Origin of the sequence: Brevundimonas sp. BR2-1, assembly GCF_037626195.1 — a bacterium.
Classification (GTDB): domain Bacteria; phylum Pseudomonadota; class Alphaproteobacteria; order Caulobacterales; family Caulobacteraceae; genus Brevundimonas.
The window spans coordinates 1,200,364-1,216,455 of record NZ_JARKMV010000001.1 but is presented as its reverse complement, the minus strand read 5'-3'; the positions used below and the strand labels follow the sequence as shown (position 1 = coordinate 1,216,455).

General features: G+C 68.0%; 15 protein-coding genes and 1 riboswitch. Of the genes, 7 read left to right on the top strand and 8 right to left on the bottom strand.

The window, feature by feature from the left end; translation table 11 throughout:
• Positions 1-34: 34 nt before the first annotated feature.
• The gene (locus BrevBR_RS06045) at positions 35-1,798 is read left to right on the top strand and encodes a gamma-glutamyltransferase family protein (RefSeq protein WP_340000296.1); all 1,764 of its coding nucleotides are present in this window, start codon (positions 35-37) and stop codon (positions 1,796-1,798) included.
• 95 nt (positions 1,799-1,893) lie between these two features.
• Here the strand turns inward: BrevBR_RS06045 and BrevBR_RS06040 are convergent, their stop codons facing one another.
• Together BrevBR_RS06040 and BrevBR_RS06035 are read right to left on the bottom strand one after the other, a co-directional pair.
• Positions 1,894-2,727, bottom strand: coding sequence for a lipid A-modifier LpxR family protein (locus BrevBR_RS06040; protein ID WP_332641361.1), 834 nt, complete (start codon positions 2,725-2,727; stop codon positions 1,894-1,896).
• 196 nt (positions 2,728-2,923) lie between these two features.
• The gene (locus tag BrevBR_RS06035) at positions 2,924-4,807 is read right to left on the bottom strand and encodes a ribonucleoside-diphosphate reductase subunit alpha (RefSeq protein WP_332641316.1); all 1,884 of its coding nucleotides are present in this window, start codon (positions 4,805-4,807) and stop codon (positions 2,924-2,926) included.
• Between the two features lie 337 nt (positions 4,808-5,144).
• Here BrevBR_RS06035 and BrevBR_RS06030 point away from each other — a divergent pair, with 337 nt between their 5' ends.
• The 3 genes from BrevBR_RS06030 to BrevBR_RS06020 all read left to right on the top strand — a co-directional run bounded on the left by BrevBR_RS06030 (position 5,145) and on the right by BrevBR_RS06020 (position 7,090).
• Positions 5,145-5,855 (top strand): phosphatase PAP2 family protein, encoded by a 711-nt coding sequence (locus BrevBR_RS06030; RefSeq protein WP_340000295.1) that lies wholly within the window; start codon positions 5,145-5,147, stop codon positions 5,853-5,855.
• Positions 5,835-5,923, top strand: a riboswitch (yybP-ykoY riboswitch). It overlaps the preceding gene by 21 nt.
• Before the next feature lie 198 nt (positions 5,924-6,121).
• Positions 6,122-6,685, top strand: coding sequence for a TMEM165/GDT1 family protein (locus BrevBR_RS06025; protein ID WP_332641318.1), 564 nt, complete (start codon positions 6,122-6,124; stop codon positions 6,683-6,685).
• 51 nt (positions 6,686-6,736) lie between these two features.
• Positions 6,737-7,090, top strand: coding sequence for a VanZ family protein (locus BrevBR_RS06020; RefSeq protein ID WP_332641319.1), 354 nt, complete (start codon positions 6,737-6,739; stop codon positions 7,088-7,090).
• On the opposite strand, the gene BrevBR_RS06015 is transcribed toward BrevBR_RS06020, so the two are convergent.
• Positions 7,069-7,836 carry a metallophosphoesterase family protein gene (locus BrevBR_RS06015; protein ID WP_340000294.1) on the bottom strand — a complete coding sequence of 256 codons (768 nt, stop codon included), beginning with the start codon at positions 7,834-7,836 and terminating at the stop codon, positions 7,069-7,071. The genes BrevBR_RS06020 and BrevBR_RS06015 overlap by 22 nt on opposite strands.
• Before the next feature lie 60 nt (positions 7,837-7,896).
• On the bottom strand, positions 7,897-8,676 hold the full coding sequence (locus BrevBR_RS06010) for a hypothetical protein (protein ID WP_332641321.1): 780 nt from the start codon (positions 8,674-8,676) through the stop codon (positions 7,897-7,899).
• Positions 8,677-8,905: 229 nt separating this feature from the next.
• Between BrevBR_RS06010 and BrevBR_RS06005 the strand changes: the two genes are divergently transcribed.
• Positions 8,906-11,002 (top strand): hybrid sensor histidine kinase/response regulator, encoded by a 2,097-nt coding sequence (locus BrevBR_RS06005; protein WP_340000293.1) that lies wholly within the window; start codon positions 8,906-8,908, stop codon positions 11,000-11,002.
• On the opposite strand, the gene BrevBR_RS06000 is transcribed toward BrevBR_RS06005, so the two are convergent.
• A complete protein-coding gene (locus BrevBR_RS06000; protein ID WP_340000292.1) occupies positions 10,999-11,649 on the bottom strand; it encodes a glutathione S-transferase family protein in 651 nt (216 codons plus the stop codon). The genes BrevBR_RS06005 and BrevBR_RS06000 overlap by 4 nt on opposite strands.
• Before the next feature lie 247 nt (positions 11,650-11,896).
• Between BrevBR_RS06000 and BrevBR_RS05995 the strand changes: the two genes are divergently transcribed.
• Positions 11,897-12,952 carry a ribonucleotide-diphosphate reductase subunit beta gene (locus BrevBR_RS05995; protein WP_332641324.1) on the top strand — a complete coding sequence of 352 codons (1,056 nt, stop codon included), beginning with the start codon at positions 11,897-11,899 and terminating at the stop codon, positions 12,950-12,952.
• Between the two features lie 3 nt (positions 12,953-12,955).
• The gene (locus BrevBR_RS05990) at positions 12,956-13,999 is read left to right on the top strand and encodes an oxidoreductase (protein WP_340000290.1); all 1,044 of its coding nucleotides are present in this window, start codon (positions 12,956-12,958) and stop codon (positions 13,997-13,999) included.
• Positions 14,000-14,188: 189 nt separating this feature from the next.
• Here BrevBR_RS05990 and BrevBR_RS05985 read toward each other — a convergent pair whose 3' ends face one another.
• The 3 genes from BrevBR_RS05985 to BrevBR_RS05975 are packed head-to-tail and all read right to left on the bottom strand — an operon-like array spanning position 14,189 to position 16,021.
• Complete coding sequence (locus BrevBR_RS05985) at positions 14,189-14,395, bottom strand: ribbon-helix-helix domain-containing protein (protein ID WP_340000289.1); 207 nt, start codon at positions 14,393-14,395, stop codon at positions 14,189-14,191.
• 52 nt (positions 14,396-14,447) lie between these two features.
• The gene (locus BrevBR_RS05980) at positions 14,448-15,206 is read right to left on the bottom strand and encodes a molybdopterin-binding protein (protein ID WP_332641326.1); all 759 of its coding nucleotides are present in this window, start codon (positions 15,204-15,206) and stop codon (positions 14,448-14,450) included.
• Positions 15,203-16,021, bottom strand: coding sequence for a cytochrome b/b6 domain-containing protein (locus tag BrevBR_RS05975; protein WP_332641327.1), 819 nt, complete (start codon positions 16,019-16,021; stop codon positions 15,203-15,205). The genes BrevBR_RS05980 and BrevBR_RS05975 overlap by 4 nt, the downstream gene beginning before the upstream one ends.
• Positions 16,022-16,092 lie beyond the last annotated feature (71 nt).

The following is a 16,092-nucleotide window of genomic DNA, read 5'->3' as shown; positions in this document are numbered from 1 at the left end:
CGAATTCGTCCCGCGATACAGACCTGAGCTCTCCATGATCCACCTTCCGCATCGGTCCGTCCGCGTCCTTACGGCCGTGCTCGTCGCGGCGGGTCTGGCGCTGGGCGGATGCGGAGGCGTGGGGTCGGGAACGACCGGTCCGGCCGGGGTCGCGCCCGCCAGCCCGGCTCCCGCCCCCGTCGCCCGGGGTCCGTTCGTGGCGGCCGCCAATCCGCTGGCGGTGGAGGCGGGGCTGAAGGTGCTGCGCGAGGGCGGGTCGGCCGTGGACGCCGCCGTGGCCATCCAGGCGGTGCTGGGCCTGGTCGAGCCGCAGTCGTCGGGACTGGGCGGCGGGGCCTTCATGATGATGTTCGACGCCGCGACCGGCGAGGTCACCAGCTATGACGGGCGCGAGACCGCGCCGGCGGCCGCAACCCCGGACCTGTTCTATGAGAACGGCCGCCCGCTGGGCGTCGGCGAGGCGGTCCTGAGCGGGCGTTCGACCGGCGCGCCCGGCGCCGTGGCCATGCTCGCGATGGCGCACAGGGCGCATGGACGCCTGCCGTGGAACGCCCTGTTCGGGGACGCCGAACGGCTGGCCCGCGACGGCTTTGTGGTCAGCCCGCGGCTGGCCGGCTTCATCGCCGCAACCCGGGGCCAGGCGCGGACCCGCTGGGCCAATGCCTATTTCACCAGGGCGGACGGGAACCGCTACGTCGCCGGCGACGTGCTGAGGAACCCCGCCTACGCCGACACCGTGGCCGAGCTGGCGGCCGGCGGAGCCGAGGTCTTCTACAACGGACGGATCGCGGGCGAGATCGTGGCCACGGTGGCGCAGGAGCCCCGGCCCGGCGCCCTGACGGCGGAGGACATCGCCGCCTATGAACCGGTGGAGCGCGGGGCCCTGTGCCGTCCCTACCGGGTCTATGTCGTCTGCGTGCCGCCCCCGCCCTCCAGCGGAGTGGCCGTGCTCCAACTGCTGGCCATGGCCGAACGGACGCCCGATATTCACGCCGGCCCTGACAGCGCCGAGGCCTGGACGGCCTTCGCCCAGTTGCAGCGGCTGATGTACGCCGATCGCGACCGCTATGTCGGCGACCCGGGCTTCGTCCGCGTGCCGGTCCAGGGATTGCTGGACCCCGACTATGTCGCGGCCCGCGCCGCCCTCGCCCCGGGCCTGACGGGCGCCGCCGAGGCCGGCGCGCCCCCGGGCGGCGTCTTCGCCGGACCCGACGCCACGCGCGAGCCGGCGGGGACGTCCCATCTCGTCGTCGTCGATGCGCAGGGCAATGCGGTCAGCATGACGACCACGGTCGAAAGCGTCTTCGGCTCGGGCCGGATGGCGGCGGGCTTCTTCCTCAACAACCAGCTGACCGACTTCTCCTTCACTCCGACCCGGCCGGACGGGACGCCGGCGGCCAATGCGGCGGCGGCGGGCAAGCGGCCGCGGTCGTCGATGTCGCCCGTGCTGGTTTTCGACCATCAGGGCCGGCTGCTGGGTGCGTTCGGCTCGCCCGGCGGGACCTCGATCCTGGCCTATAACGCCAAGGCCCTGATCGCCGTTCTGGATTGGGGTCTGCCGGTGCAGGCGGCCTTCGACCTGCCCAATCTGGTGGCTCGCGGCGACGGCTTCGGGGCGGACACGGACCGCTTCTCCGAAGAACTGCGCGCCGGGCTGGCCGCGCGCGGCGTGGTGCTCAGCCCCAACGCCAGCGAGAATTCCGGCCTGCATGGCGCGATCTGGCGTCAGGGAACGATGGGCTGGGGCTGGGACGGCGGCGCGGATGATCGCCGCGAGGGCGTGGCGCGGACGTACTGAGGGGGCCTACCGCGTTTCGCGCTACTTGAGGCCCGGATGTCCGCGCTCAAGCAGGCCGCGACCGCGTCGCGGCCGTTAGCGCAACAAGGATGCGCTTATTCCGGCTTGATCGACAGCTGGAAGGCGATCACGCCCTCGGACACGTCCGTGTCGACGCCGTGGCCCGCGCGCAGGCCCTCGGTCTCGATCTCGCGATAGGCGACACTGACCGAGGTGTGCACCGGCCCCCGCCGCATGGCCACGCCGACCGAGGCGTCGCCGAGGAAATTGCCCGAATCCTGGCTGTAACCCGATCGTGCGAAGTCGCCGTCGCGGGTACGGGCGAAATTATAGCCGACGGCCCGGCCTGAACCCGCCGCATACAGATACCAGCGCGGGCGCTCGCCGAAGGCGTCGCCGCCGTCCGGGACCAGTTTCTCGATGCCGCGGCCGATGCGAAGGGTGGCGCCGGCCTCGGTCGTGCCGCCGCGGGTTCCGACCCCGACCCCGACATGCGGCGTCAGGGTGACGTCCAGTCCCGACGCCGTCTGGCCCAAGGTCTCGGTCCAGCCCCGCGTATAGGTCAGGTCATAGTGTTCGGCGTCGAAGGTCGCCGGATCCAGCGGCCCGGGAGGCAGGGGCGAGCCGTCGAGACGGCGGACCGATCCTTGGGCGCGCAGGCGCAGGCGGTCCTCATAACCGTCGTTCTCGAACCACACGTCCCGGCTGGAGGCGGCCCATTGCGAGGTCCGGTCGCGCTCGGGCGCATAGCCCGTCCAGCCGCCGGCGGTGTCCCAGGCCGGGTCGCTGGCGAAGCGGGCGTCGCGATCGAGGCGGGTCAGAAGGTCGGCGACGTTGGCGGGGCGTTCGGGAGCGACCCTCCACGGGTCGGACTGGATGGTCCGGGCGTCCTGCGAAGCAGCGGCGAACGCCGGGACCCACAGGGCCACAGTCGCCAATACTCCGGCAAGGATCGCCGTCCTTCGCATCAACGGTTCCTCCCCGATCCGTTAGCGAATCCGACCCTGCACGATGCGGGCCATCCCGCCAACAGCCATTTCGGCGTCACAGATCGGACGATGAACGTGAGCCGATGGGCCGGGTTCCGCAATCGGGTGAACCCCTCAGGCCAGTTTCAGTCCTGTCCTACTGGCAGGCGAGACACTCGTCATAGTCGGTGCGCGCCGCCGAGAAGAGGTCCGGCTGGTTCGGATCGACCTCGGCCTCGGCCTTGTCCTCGGCGCCGGCGAAGGCGGCCCGCTGAACCGACTTGGAGCGCAGGTAGTAGAGCGATTTGACGCCCTTCTCCCAGGCCGACCAGTGCAGCATGTGCAGGTCCCATTTGTTCACGTCGCCGGGGATGAACAGGTTGATCGACTGGGCCTGGCAGATTTCCGGCGACCGGTCGGCCGACAGTTCCACGATCCAGCGCTGGTCCAGTTCGAAGGCGGTCTTGAAGATGGCCTTTTCGTCGTCGCTCAGGACGTCGAGATGCTGCACCGAGCCCTCGTGCTCCAGGATCGAGGACCAGACCTCGCTGGTGTCGATGCCCTTCTCGCCCAGCAGGCGCTCCAGATAGGGGTTCTTGACCGCGAACGAGCCCGACAGGGTCTTGTGCGTATAGATGTTGGCCGGGATCGGCTCGATGCCGGCGCTGGTGCCGCCGCAGATGATCGAGATCGAGGCGGTCGGGGCGATGGCCAGCTTGTGGCTGAACCGCTCCATGACGCCGCGCTCGGCGGCATCCTCGCAGGCGCCCTTTTCTTCGGCCAGCAGGCGGCTGGCCTTGTCGGCCTCGCGGCGCAGATGTTTGAACAGCCGCATGTTCCACGACTTGGCCATGGCGCTTTCGAAGGCCACGCCCTGGGCCTGCAGGAAGGAGTGGAAGCCCATCAGCCCCAGACCCACCGAACGCTCGCGCCTGGCCGAATAGACGGCCGCGGCCATGGCCGGGGGGGCGCGGCGGATGAAGTCTTCCAGAACGTTGTCGAGGAAGCGCATCACGTCCTCGATGAAGCGGGGCTCCTCGCGCCATTCCAGGAACATCTCGGCGTTGACGGAGGACAGGCAGCAGACGGCGGTGCGGTCGACGCCCAGATGGTCGCGGCCGGTGTGCAGGGTGATCTCCGAGCACAGGTTCGACTGTTTGACCGACAGGCCGAGGTCGCGCTGATGCTGCGGCATCTGGCGGTTCACGGTGTCGGAGAAGATCAGATAGGGCTCGCCGGTCTGCAGGCGGATCTCGAGGATCTTCTGCCACAGGGCGCGGGCGTCGACGGTCTTCACCACCTCCTGGTTCTTGGGCGACAGCAGGTCGAAGGTCCTGCCGTCGCGCACCGCCTCCATGAAGGCGTCCGAGACGTTGATGCCATGGTGCAGGTTCAGGGATTTGCGGTTGAAGTCGCCCGAGGGTTTGCGGATTTCGAGGAACTCCTCGATCTCGGGGTGGTGGACGTCCAGGTAGACGGCGGCGGAACCGCGGCGCAGCGAGCCCTGGCTGATCGCCAGCGTCAGGGAGTCCATCACGCGGATGAAGGGGATGATGCCGGACGTCTGGCCCGCGCCCTTGACCTTCTCGCCGATCGACCGGACGCCGCCCCAGTAGGTGCCGATGCCGCCGCCGTTCGAGGCCAGGGCCACGTTCTCGTTCCAGACCGACTGGATGCCGTCGAGGCTGTCGGCCACGGCGTTCAGGAAACAGCTGATCGGCAGGCCGCGGTCGGCGCCGCCGTTCGACAGCACCGGCGTCGAGGGCATGAACCAGAGTTTGGACATGTAGTCATAGACGCGCTGGGCGTGGTCGGCGTCGTCGGCATAGGCCGTGGCGACGCGGGCGAACATGTCCTGATAGCTCTCGCCGGCCAGCAGATATCGATCCTCCAGCGTCTTCTTGCCGAAGTCGGTCAGCAGGTCGTCGCGGGACCGGTCGAGCTGAATGGATCTCACCACGGACAGATGGGGACGCGTGGTCGCATCACCGTCCGTCGGGGACACGAAATCAACCGTCTTCAACGCTTCGCCGCCAGCCATGGTATTCGCCGCCCTGAACAAAATCGAATGGGTTTCCCCGCGCCGCGAACCACAAGACCTAGTGGCTGAAGCGCTCCCCAAGCCCACATATGGGGCGCAGATGGCTAACCAACCGTCAACGGGGTTGACGATCACTTTCTGGGCGAATCGGCCTCAAGACGGGGGATGAGCCTGTGGACAGGCCGCGACGAGGGCGTGACAAGCCTCACCGCATTCTGTTCACGAACGCGTGAGTGGAACGTCACACAAGCGGGACCGTTAGCAGCCGATGACCGCCGACCAGACGATCACATTTTTCCGCCGGATGTTGCGCATAGCCCGGACGGAAATTGCGGCCGTGTCGGCCCTGTTCATCGCCGCCCTCGGGGTCATGACCTTCGTCGAGGTGGCGGACGACATGACCGAGGCCGACGGCCAGGCCTTCGATCAGGCGGTTCTGGCCTGGATGCAGCCTGTCGCCGGCGAGCCGCGGGGGCCGTGGTGGCTCAGGGAGGCGGCGGCCGACCTGACCTCGCTGGGCGGCATATCGGTGCTGGCCCTGTTCGCGGTAATCGCATTCGCCTTCCTGCTGATCCAGCGCAAGAACCTGTCGGCCCTGCTTCTGGTGGTGGGTCTGGCCGGGGGCGTCGCGCTGAGCGAGGGGTTGAAGGCGATGTTCGGGCGCGAACGGCCGCCCTCCGCCTTCCAGGCGGTGGACACGCTGAACGCCAGCTTCCCGTCCGGCCACGCCCTGCTGTCGACCGTCTTCTACCTGACCCTCGGGGTGATGCTGACCCGGGCCTTCCCGCGCGCCCATCTGAAGGCCTTCGTGCTTGGGGCGGCCATACTGATCGCCCTGCTGATCGGACTGACGCGGGTCTATCTCGGGGCCCACTGGGCCTCGGACGTGTTTGCGGGCTGGTGCGCCGGCGCGGCCTGGGCCATGGCCCTGTGGCTGGTCGCCTATGCGATCGGACGCAGGCAGGCCGTCAGCGACACCGGCCCGCACGACGAGGTCTTGCCGCCGGAGCCCGTGGCGGATACACCGCCCGCCGTCATCGGGGAGTAGCCGCCCGCATCTCTCAGCGGGGTTCGCGTCAACACACTTCCTCTCGCCCGGAGAGGATGGCGCGTTCTTAAGTGGCCCTATCGTCTCGCGCGCGGCGCGAGACTGCTTGAGGGCGGACCGTATCGGTCCTCAAGCAGCGAGCCTCCGCGAGGCGAGCGTAGGATCACCTACATGGCAAGACCGCTGGCTTCGCAGGGCGCTTCCACGCGGGGGCCGGCTGCGGATGCCAATGGTCTGTCCGCCGAACCCCCGCGCATGAAGCCGAGTTGGAAGCCTTCCTGATATCGACCGGCCTCGTCTCCATCGCGGAGATCGGGGACAAGACCATGCTGCTGGCCATCATGCTGGCGGCGACCTGGCGGCGACCGCTGCCGATCATCCTCGGCATTCTGGCGGCCACGGCGGCCAATCACGCCTTCGCGGCCCTGGCCGGTTCCGTGCTGGCCCGGTTCATGGATGGCGAGTGGCTGCGTTGGGGCGTGGGCCTGGCCTTCATCGGTTTCGCCGTCTGGGCCCTGATCCCCGACCGGTTCGATGAAGAGCCGGACATGACCGAAAAGACCTTCGCCGGCGTGTTCTGGACCACGACGGCCGCCTTCTTCCTGATCGAGATGGGCGACAAGACCCAGGTCGCCACCGCCATGCTGGCCGCGCAGTTCCAGAACCTGGCGCTGGTCGTGGCGGGTTCGACCCTCGGGATGATGCTGGTCAACGCCCCGGCGGTGCTGCTCGGCGAGGTCGCGGCCCGCAAACTGCCGCTGACATGGATTCGCCTCGCCGCGGCTCTGGGTTTCGCCGCAACCGGGGTGTGGGTTCTGCTCGCGCGCTGATAGAAGCCCGTTCCTCCCGCCACCCGAGTGTTCCTGTCGATGAAGTTTCTGATGCGCCTGACCGCGGTTGTCCTGCTGATCGTCATCATCGGTTCGATGGTGGGACCCTTCCAGAACGTGGAGGCCGCCAGCAATGTCTGGGACAAGGCCGCCCATTTCGTCGCCTTCGGTCTGATCCTGTGGAGCTTCGGCGTGCTGTTCCGCCGCCTGCCGCGCACCCTGGCGGCGCTTTCGGCGCTGGCGCTCGGCGGCGCGGTCGAGATCGTTCAGGGCATGGTCGGCCGCGACGCCAGCTGGGGCGACCTGCTGGCCGACGGCCTGGGCATCGTGACCGCCCTTCTGCTCTGGGCCGTCTGGCGGCGCTTCGAGCCGCGCACGGCGTTTCAGACCTCGAACACCCGATAGGGCGTCTCGCCCAGCGTCCGCAGCACGGGCAGGGCGACGTTGTAGACCGGCGTCCCCTTGTTGGTCCGGCCCTCGGGCGCGCCGCGATGGGCGTGGCCGTGCACCACCAGGCTGATGTTGTCATAGCGGTCGATGGTCTCGGCCAGCCGGGACGAGCCCAGGAAGGCGTGGATCTCGGGCGGCTCGCCCATCACCGTGTCGACCACGGGCGAATAGTGCAGCACCACGACCGACCGCTCGGTGCGCAGCATGCGGATCGAGTTTTCGATCCCGTTGGCGTCCTCGACCGCCTCCTGCACGAACGACTTGATCGAGGCCTCGCCGAACGGGCTCAGCATGTAGCGGCCGAAGCCGCCGATGAACCCCTTGCCGCCCGCGAAGCCGACGCCCTCGATCTCATAGGCCTGGCCGGTCAGCACCTTCACGCCGGCGTCGCACAGCATCTTCGTCACATGTTCGGGCTGGCCACACTCATGCTCGTGGTTGCCCAGCACCCCGACCATCGGAATCTGGCATCCCCGCAGGTCCTCCAGAAGGATCTCCACCTCCCGCGTCTTGCCGAAATTGGTCAGGTCGCCGCACAGGCACAGGACGTCGGCGTCTTCATGCACCCGGTCGAACAGTTCCCGGTGGGGCCGGTCGTGCGCTTCGCCGACGTGCAGGTCGCCGACAGCCGCCACGCGCAGCTTCTTCTTCGGCCCGGCCTCCATGCCGGGTTGGGGCGTCTGGGGATCCACCTCGCTCATGACCGCCGGCTCCTGACGCTCAAGTCGCCAGCGACCGCGTCGCGAGCCTGGCGCCCAACCTCAATGTATGGGGTCATGGCGCTCCTCCAGCCCCTTGCCGACGATGTCGCCGAAGCCCCATTCGGTGATGTCGAAGATGTAGTCCCGCGGGCTGAACAGCCGCCCGCGGCACACCTTGACCCGCGGGGCCGGCAGATCGACCTGGGCCTCCAGCCGTCCCGTCAGCTCCCGCATCAACCAGGCGGGAATCTTGTCCCGCTCGGTCGGGTAGGCGAAGCGGTAGTTCAACAGGTGCGCCAGCAATACCTCCCAGTAGAGGTCCATCTGGTCGAGCAGGAATTTCCAGTCGATAGCCTCGGCCTGTTTGAGGATGACGTGGTTCACGTCTGCCCCGTCGAAGCGGTAGCGGTCCTGGATGAAGACCTTGCTCAGGATCAGGGCGGTCGGCGGGGTAATGCCGACGGTATGGCCGTACACCTCGATCGTGTCCTTGCCGAACCAGCTGTCCGACACCGCGATCGTGCCGTTCGACATGGCGAAGATCACGTCGAAGAACCGCTTGTCGTCCTTCCATACCTTGGCGATCCAGCGCTCGTCCTCGACGTCGGTGCGGAAGCCCCGGGCCTGGAAGAAGGCGAGGATGCGCGGGTAGTCGCCGGGTTTGCAGAAGACGTCCAGGTCCTTGGTCGGCCTGCGAATACCGGTATAGGCGGTCACCGCATAGGTGCCGGACAGCAGGAAGGGGATGCCGCTCTCCTTCAGCAGCCGCAGGGATTCCTCATAGAATTCGACCGCGTCCGGAGGCGGCCGGAAGCTGGGATCGATGACGGTGTCTGACATGCTCCAGCGCTCCATTTCCGCCGGTTATGGCGAAGGGTCTGGAAACGGCTGCGGTCGGGCGGGGGTTCCTGCTTCACAGATGCATCCGGGTTGAGACGGATTTGTTTACGCATTCACCGTAACGCTGCGGCTGTTCAGTAGAGGGCCGGGGAGGCTCGGGTTGAAGGGTCGTTGGCGTTTATTCAGGCACGAAGCGGGCCGTGTCGCCGGGCCGCCGGCCTGGGCATATGTGCTGCTGTTCGCCGCTTCCCAACTGATCGGTCACTGGAGCGTGGCCACCTACGGCGCGGTGCTGATCTGGCTGTCCAACGGCATCATGGCGGCGGCCCTGCTGCAGCTGCACCGGCGCCAGGCGATCACCGTCGTCGCGGCCTGCCTCGTGATCAATCTGTCCAGCAACGCCATTCGCGGCGACGCCGGCATGCTGCTGTGGCTCAATGCGTTGATGAATGTGGGCGAGGCGGCGCTGGCCGCCCTGCTGGCCCGGCGGTTCTGCGGCGCGGCCCTGGACATGCGCCGCCCGCGGCGACTGTTCGCCTTCGGCCTGTTCGCCGCCGTGCCCGCGGTCGCGGTGACGGCCGCCCTCGGCTTCGGCGTCACCATGCTGATCCGTCAGACGCCGCTGACCATGGCCGGGGCCTTCGGCATCTATTCCTTCTTCATCGTCGAACTGCTCGGCCTGTTGCTGGTGACCCCCGTTCTGCTGCTGATGGCCCGGGCCCACCGGTTCCACGGAACGACCCGCGCGCGCTGGCCGGAGGCAACGGTTCTGATGGCCTTCATGCTGGCCGTTACGGCCCTGACCTTCTGGCAGAACGACGCGCCGCTCGCCTTCCTGTCCTTCCTGCCGATGCTCCTGATCGCCCTGCGGCTGTCGCCGACGACGGCGGCGATCGCCCTGATTGGACTGGCCGCCGTCAGTGGCGTAGCGACCATGACCGGCCATGGTCCTGTGCACCTGACGCGTCTCATGGACGTCCCGGGTCTGGAAACGGTCGCGCCAATGCTGCGCCGGCTGGGGGTCTACAATCTCTACCTGCTCGCCATGGTCGTCACCATCCTGCCCGTCTCGACGGTCATGACCGAGCGCCGCCGGCTCGAGGCGCGGCTGCGCGCCCGCACGGTCGCCGCGCAGGAAGCCCGCCGCAAGGCCGAGGACGCCGCCGCCGCCCGCTCGCGCTTCCTCGCCATGATGAGCCATGAGATGCGCACCCCCCTGAACGGCGTCGCCGGCTTCGCCGACGTCCTGGCCAGCCGGCCGGGACTGGACGCCACCGCCCTGCGTCAGGCGCGCCAGATCCGGGAATCCAGCGACGGCCTGCTGATGCTGGTCGAAGACATTCTGGACTTCGCCCGCGGCGACGACGCTGTCTCGCCCGAGGCGCTGGACCTGGCCGCCGTGGCGCGCGAGGCGATCACGCCCAGCCGGGCCGCGGCCGACGCCAAGGGTCTGAGCCTCACGATCGACGACCGCCTGCCGACGAACGCGCGCTTCATGTGCGACCGCCGGGCGCTGCGCCAGACCCTGCATCCCATGGTCGCCAATGCGGTCAAATTCACCGACAGGGGTCAGGTCACGGTCCGGCTGGACCGGTCATCCGACGGCGTCTGCATCCGCGTCTCGGACACCGGCTCCGGCATCGAGCCGGCCCTGCTGCCGGACCTGTTCGAGGCCTTCGCCCAGGGCGACGCCTCGATCCGCCGCAGCCATTGCGGGGCCGGCCTCGGCCTGGCGCTGGTGGCCCGCCACGTCCGTCGCCTGAACGGCGATGTCGACGTCGACAGCCGGCCGGGCGAGGGCTCGACCTTCATCATCACCCTGCCCCTCCCGCGCGCGCCCGACGCGATCGAGGAGAGCGAACGGCCCATGCCCCAACCCCACGACGAAGGGACCGGCGAGTCCGCCGCCCCCGCCACGCCCCGCGTGCTGGTGGTCGACGATCATCCGGTCAATCGCGAGGTCGCCCGCATCATGCTGGAAGCCTTCGGCTGCGACGTGGTCGAGGTCTGCGACGGACAGGACGCCATCGACGCCGTCGCCGGTCAGCCGTTCGACCTGGTGCTGATGGACGTGCGCATGCCGCTGATGGATGGTCTGGAGGCGACGCGCCGCATCCGCGCCTTGCCGGGGCCTGAGCATGACATCGCCATCGTGGCCATGACCGCCGACGCCATGCCCGAGGACGTGACCCGCTGTCTGGCGTCGGGCATGAACGCCCACATGGCCAAGCCGATCAACCAGGCCGGCCTGCTGGCGATGGTGAATCGCGCCCTGTCCGGTGACTTGCCGGAAGCGCGCGTCTCCGAGGCCGCCGAGGCCGCCTAGCTCCGGTACCGGCCCTCGAACGGGAAGCGGTCGGCCCAGAAGGCCTCGAGCTCCGGCAGGGCGTCGACGCGGCGCATCACCGCCCCCATCCGCGGCGCGACCTCGTGAAACCGCTTGCGGTGCGGCGTCCAGCGGCTGGCGACGGCGACATAGAGATCGAGCACCGTCGGCTCGGGGCCCAGAAGGAAACGGTCCGGAGCGATCTGGTTCTCCATCATGCCCCAGCAGTCGGCGATCCTGTCGGCGGTGCGCTCCAGTATGGTCTTCTGCGCCGCCGGATCGTCGCCCCCCAGCCGGGACGGTTCGTCGCGGACCCAGTACATCGAGTAGACGGCGGCCGGGACGAAGGTCATCCAGCGCAGGAACTGCGCCCGGCGCGGGTCGCACGGCTCGGGGCCGAGGGCCGCCTCGGGGTGCTGTTCCGCCAGCCAGATCAGGATGGCGGCGCTCTCGGTGATCGTTTCGCCCCCGGGCGTGACCAGCGCGGGAATCTGCCGCATCGGATTGACCGGGGCCACCTTGTCCCGCTCGGCGTCCCCCTCCCAGGTCACGGCCTCGATCACGCGATAGGGTGCGCCGATCAGGGTCAGGGCCGCCTCGACCGGGACCGAGCCGGACCCGGCGGCGCCGTAGACAGTGTAGGTCATGGCTGCTCTCCTTCGATGGCCCAGCCTAGTCTCCAGCGACGCTTTCCGCGCCCGAGAGTTCCCGGCGCCGCCATAGAGGCGGCTAGGGCTTGTCCCCAGCCACGTCCCCAAGTCCTTCGCCCCGACACACCACATTTAGCGGTCGCGGAAAAAGTGATCGCAATATAGCCGCAATTCGGCTTGGCGCCGGGCGCGTCCGAACGCATGGTGAATTCACCTCGGATTCGCCGACCAGAGCCCAGTAACGATGAACGCGCACGTCTCGATCAAACCCCCCAAGAGCGGCACGACCCCCGGCCTGCTGACCCCCTCGGCGGCCTACAAGCCGTTCCGCTATCCGTGGGCCTTCGACATGTGGAAGAAGCAGCAGCAGGTCCACTGGATGCCCGAAGAGGTGCCGCTGGGCGAGGACATGAAGGACTGGGCGGTCAATCTGACCGACAGCGAACGCAACCTGCTGACCCAGATCTTCCGCTTCTTCACCCAGGCCGACATCGAGGTCCAGGACAACTACATGGAAAAATACGGTCGGGTGTTCAAACCGACCGAGGTCAAGATGATGCTGGCGAGCTTCGCCAACATGGAGACCATCCACATCGCCGCCTACGCCCTGCTGCTCGAGACCATCGGCATGCCCGAGAGCGAGTTCGGCGCCTTCATGGAATACGAGGCCATGCGCGACAAGCATGACTTCATGGGCCGGTTCGGGGTCGAGACCAACGCCGACATCGCCCGCACCCTGGCCATGTTCGGCGGCTTCTCGGAGGGGCTGCAGCTGTTCGCCTCGTTCGCGATGCTGATGAATTTCCCGCGCCAGAACAAGATGAAGGGCATGGGCCAGATCGTCAGCTGGTCCGTCCGCGACGAGAGCCTGCACTGCGAGGGCATCATCAAGCTCTACCACGCGTTCAACAAGGAAACGGGGGCCGTCACGCCCCAGGTCGCCGCCGACATCGTCGAGTGCTGCAAGACGGTGGTCGAGATGGAGGACCGTTTCATCGACCTGGCCTTCGAAATGGGTCCGGTGAACGGCATGACGCCGGACGACATCAAACAGTACATCCGCTTCATCGCCGACTGGCGCCTGCGCCAGCTGCAGCTGCCGGAGGTCTATGGCGTCAAGGAAAACCCGCTGCCCTGGCTGCAGTCGCTGTTGTCTGGCGTCGAACACGCCAACTTCTTCGAGGCCCGCGCCACCGAATACTCCAAGGCCGCCACCACCGGCGCCTGGCACGGCGCCGATGGCGTCTGGGGCAGTTTCGACGCCCTGATGAAGAAGCGGGCCGAGGGGGCGGAGGCCTGATCCTTGAACCGGCCCGCGAACGTCGCCGTCATCGGCTTCGGCAACGCGGGTCGGACCTTCCATGCGCCGCTGGTCGCGGCCGAGCCGGGCCTGACGCTGCATACGATCGTCAGCCGCCGTCCCGGCGAGGTCGCCGCCGTCTGGCCCGGGGTCCGGGTCGCGCCGTCGCTTGAGGCCGCGCTGGACGACCCCGCGATCGATCTGGTCGTCCTGGCCACGCCCGACCCCCTTCACGCGACCCAGGCCCGGGCGGCGCTGAACGCCGGCAAGGCGGTGGTCGTCGACAAGCCCTTCGCCCTGACCCACGCCGACGCCGCCCGGGTCGTGGAACTGGCCCGGTCGAGGGGATTGCTGCTGTCGGTCTTCCACAACCGCCGCTGGGACGCCGACTTTCTCGCTCTGAAGGATGTGGTCGCCGGGGGCCGGCTGGGCCGCGTCGTCACCGTCGAGACCCGCTACGACCGTCACCGTCCCGCCGTCCGGGACCGTTGGCGCGAGGGGCCCGGCGGCGGCGTCTGGCTGGATCTGGGCCCACATCTGATCGACCAGATGCTGGTCCTGTTCGGCCGCCCGCTGGGCGTGACCTGCGACCTCTCCATCCAGCGCGAGGGAGGTCTCAGCCCCGACCGGGCCCATGCGACCCTGCGCTACGCCGACGGCCTGAGGGTCGAACTCAACGCCGCCATGCTCATCGCCGCGCCCGATGTCCGCTTCGCCGTGCACGGAACGCAGGGCAGCTGGCTCAAGTCCGGCCTCGACGTGCAGGAGGTCCAGCTCAAGGCGGGGATGGCCGTCGGCGCGCCCGGCTGGGGCGTCGACCTGGCCCCGGCCGTCTTCGTCGACGGCGAGACCGGCGCCCGATCGCCCGCGCCCGGCCCGGCCGGCGACTATCCGGCCTTCTATGCGGGGATCGCCGCCGCCCTGCGCGGCGAGGGCCCCAATCCGGTTCCGCCCGAGCAGGCGCTCGAGGTCATGGAGATCATCGACGCCGGACTGGAAAGCGACCGTCGCAGGGCCGAGGTTCAGATGTCCGCGACTCCCTCATAGTCGGGACTTTTCCCGATGGCCGTCGATTCCCTGATGAGCGGATCGCGGGCGGGAAGAAGCTATCCATGCGCGACGGGTTTTTCAGGCACGAAGTGCAGGCCTTCCTTCCCAATCGACAGGCTATAACCACTTGCTGCGGCCACCAGGACCAAAATTATAATTACGGTCGGCCAGACTAAGCGGTTGAGGTCAAGCTTTGTCACTTGTGTCCCTCCAAGGATAGTGAGGCTGCTTCTGGAGATCGTAGAAGGTTTCTGCGGTGCCCTTGGTTGTCGCCAGCAACAAGGAAATCGCTTCCTCTATAATCATTCCTTGGCTAACCATCCGCTTTTCAGCAAGCTGCCGAATGGCTTCGATTTGGGAATCTGGTAGTCGAACGGAAATGACCTTTTTCATCGATCGAATATTCGATGATAAAAGTTAAAGTTTGATTACTTTTGTAATACCCCTAGATCCCCGCAAACCATTCGTACCCCCGGTCTTCCCAATAGCCGCCCTTGCCGCCGCCGATGTCGGCGAAGCTGGCGACGGCCTCGATCCGCTTGATGTATTTGGCGTGTTTGTAGCCGATCTGCCGCTCGACCCTGAGCCGCAGGGGCGCGCCGTGCGGGACGGGCAGGGTCTCGCCATTCATGGCGTACGCCAGGATGGTCTGGGGATGGCGGGCGTCGATCAGATCGATGCTCTCATAGTAGCGCTCCCCGTCCTCGCGCTGATCCAGGGCGTCGAAACAGTGGAAGACGATGTAGCGCGTCTCGGGCTTCAGGCCCGCCTCGTCCAGCAGGGTCTCCAGTCGCACGCCGGTCCATTCGCCGATCGAGGTCCAGCCCTCGACGCAGTCGTGTTTGGTGATCTGGGACTGCGCCGGGCGCGCGCGCAGTTCGGCGAGGCTCAGCGACAGCGGCCGTTCCACCAGTCCGTCGATGATCAGGCGATAGTCGGCGAACCCGTTCGCCTTCAGCGCCACATAGTCGGCCGCCGCCGGATCGATCGAGCCGTTGGCCCGGAAGTCCGGCGAGATCTCGGCCCGGCTGTAGGTCGGGGCCAGGGCGTCGCGCGGGATCAGCAGGCGCTGGGCGCGCCGGGTCAGGCCTTCGCCCATGCGCCGCGCCTGTTCCGCCAGACTGGTCCCCGCCTGCCCGCAGGCGGACAGCAGGGCGGTCGCGGCGACGCCTATGGCGCCGGTCAGCCAGCGGCGGCGGTTCATGAGACGTCTCCGTCATCGGCGCGGCGGCGAAGCTTCGGACCCGCCGTGGAGCCCGGCGGCTGGATCACGAACCAGCCGGTGATCATCGACCGCATGTTGTTGACCGGCCCCGTCCAGACTGCCAGCCCGACGTGGACGACGATGAAGCCGACGATGAGGCCGGCCGAGATGAAATGCAGGGTCCGCGCCGACTGCCGCCCGCCCATGATCTCCAGCAGGACCCCGCCTATGGCGTTGAACCCCGGCGACATCGACAGGCCGGTGACCAGCATCATCGGCAGGACGATCAGGATCATCGCCGCATAGGTCAGCTTCTGGATCACATTGTAGGTGCGGGCGTGGTCGTCCGTGGGGAAGTGGAACCGCGCGTGCTCGACCACGGAGGCGCCGAGTCCCTTCAGCTCCTTTCCGGTCGGCCAGATGCGGCGGCCGAACCGTCCGGTCAGGAAGCCGTACGCCAGATAGACCAGTCCATTGGCCACGAAGATCCAGGCGAACAGGAAGTGATAGTTCCGCGCCTCGGCCAGATTTCGGCCCTGCGGGATCAGCAGCCAGTCCGGCAGCGGCGGAATGCTCACCCACGGATCGGCGAAGGTCGACCGCACGCCCCAGTACAGATGCGGATGGGCCAGCAGGATGTTCAGGCCGCTCATGATCAGAACCACGACCGCGACCACGTTCAGCCAGTGGCTGATCCGCACCAGCGGCGGGTGGCGGTATGTATCCGTCCGGCCGCCCGGCAGGGGGCGGTCGGCGCGCCGGCCAGGCGGGCTTTCAGCGTCGGCGAAAGGGGGTTCTGCGGCGGTGTCGGGCATGATCCCTCCGGCGCGGGGCGGGCGCCTGGAGGGAAGCTACGACGAAGCGGGCCGAAAAGTTACCGCCCGGC

Coding starts and splice junctions, on each gene's coding strand:
- BrevBR_RS06045 (WP_340000296.1), top strand. CDS start 35: ATGATCCACCTTCCGCATCGGTCCGTCCGCGTCCTTACGGCCGTGCTC.
- BrevBR_RS06035 (WP_332641316.1), bottom strand. CDS start 4,807: ATGGCTGGCGGCGAAGCGTTGAAGACGGTTGATTTCGTGTCCCCGACG.
- BrevBR_RS06020 (WP_332641319.1), top strand. CDS start 6,737: ATGCGCCTGACCGCGGTTGTCCTGCTGATCGTCATCATCGGTTCGATG.
- BrevBR_RS06015 (WP_340000294.1), bottom strand. CDS start 7,836: ATGAGCGAGGTGGATCCCCAGACGCCCCAACCCGGCATGGAGGCCGGG.
- BrevBR_RS06010 (WP_332641321.1), bottom strand. CDS start 8,676: ATGTCAGACACCGTCATCGATCCCAGCTTCCGGCCGCCTCCGGACGCG.
- BrevBR_RS06000 (WP_340000292.1), bottom strand. CDS start 11,649: ATGACCTACACTGTCTACGGCGCCGCCGGGTCCGGCTCGGTCCCGGTC.
- BrevBR_RS05995 (WP_332641324.1), top strand. CDS start 11,897: ATGAACGCGCACGTCTCGATCAAACCCCCCAAGAGCGGCACGACCCCC.
- BrevBR_RS05985 (WP_340000289.1), bottom strand. CDS start 14,395: ATGAAAAAGGTCATTTCCGTTCGACTACCAGATTCCCAAATCGAAGCC.
- BrevBR_RS05980 (WP_332641326.1), bottom strand. CDS start 15,206: ATGAACCGCCGCCGCTGGCTGACCGGCGCCATAGGCGTCGCCGCGACC.
- BrevBR_RS05975 (WP_332641327.1), bottom strand. CDS start 16,021: ATGCCCGACACCGCCGCAGAACCCCCTTTCGCCGACGCTGAAAGCCCG.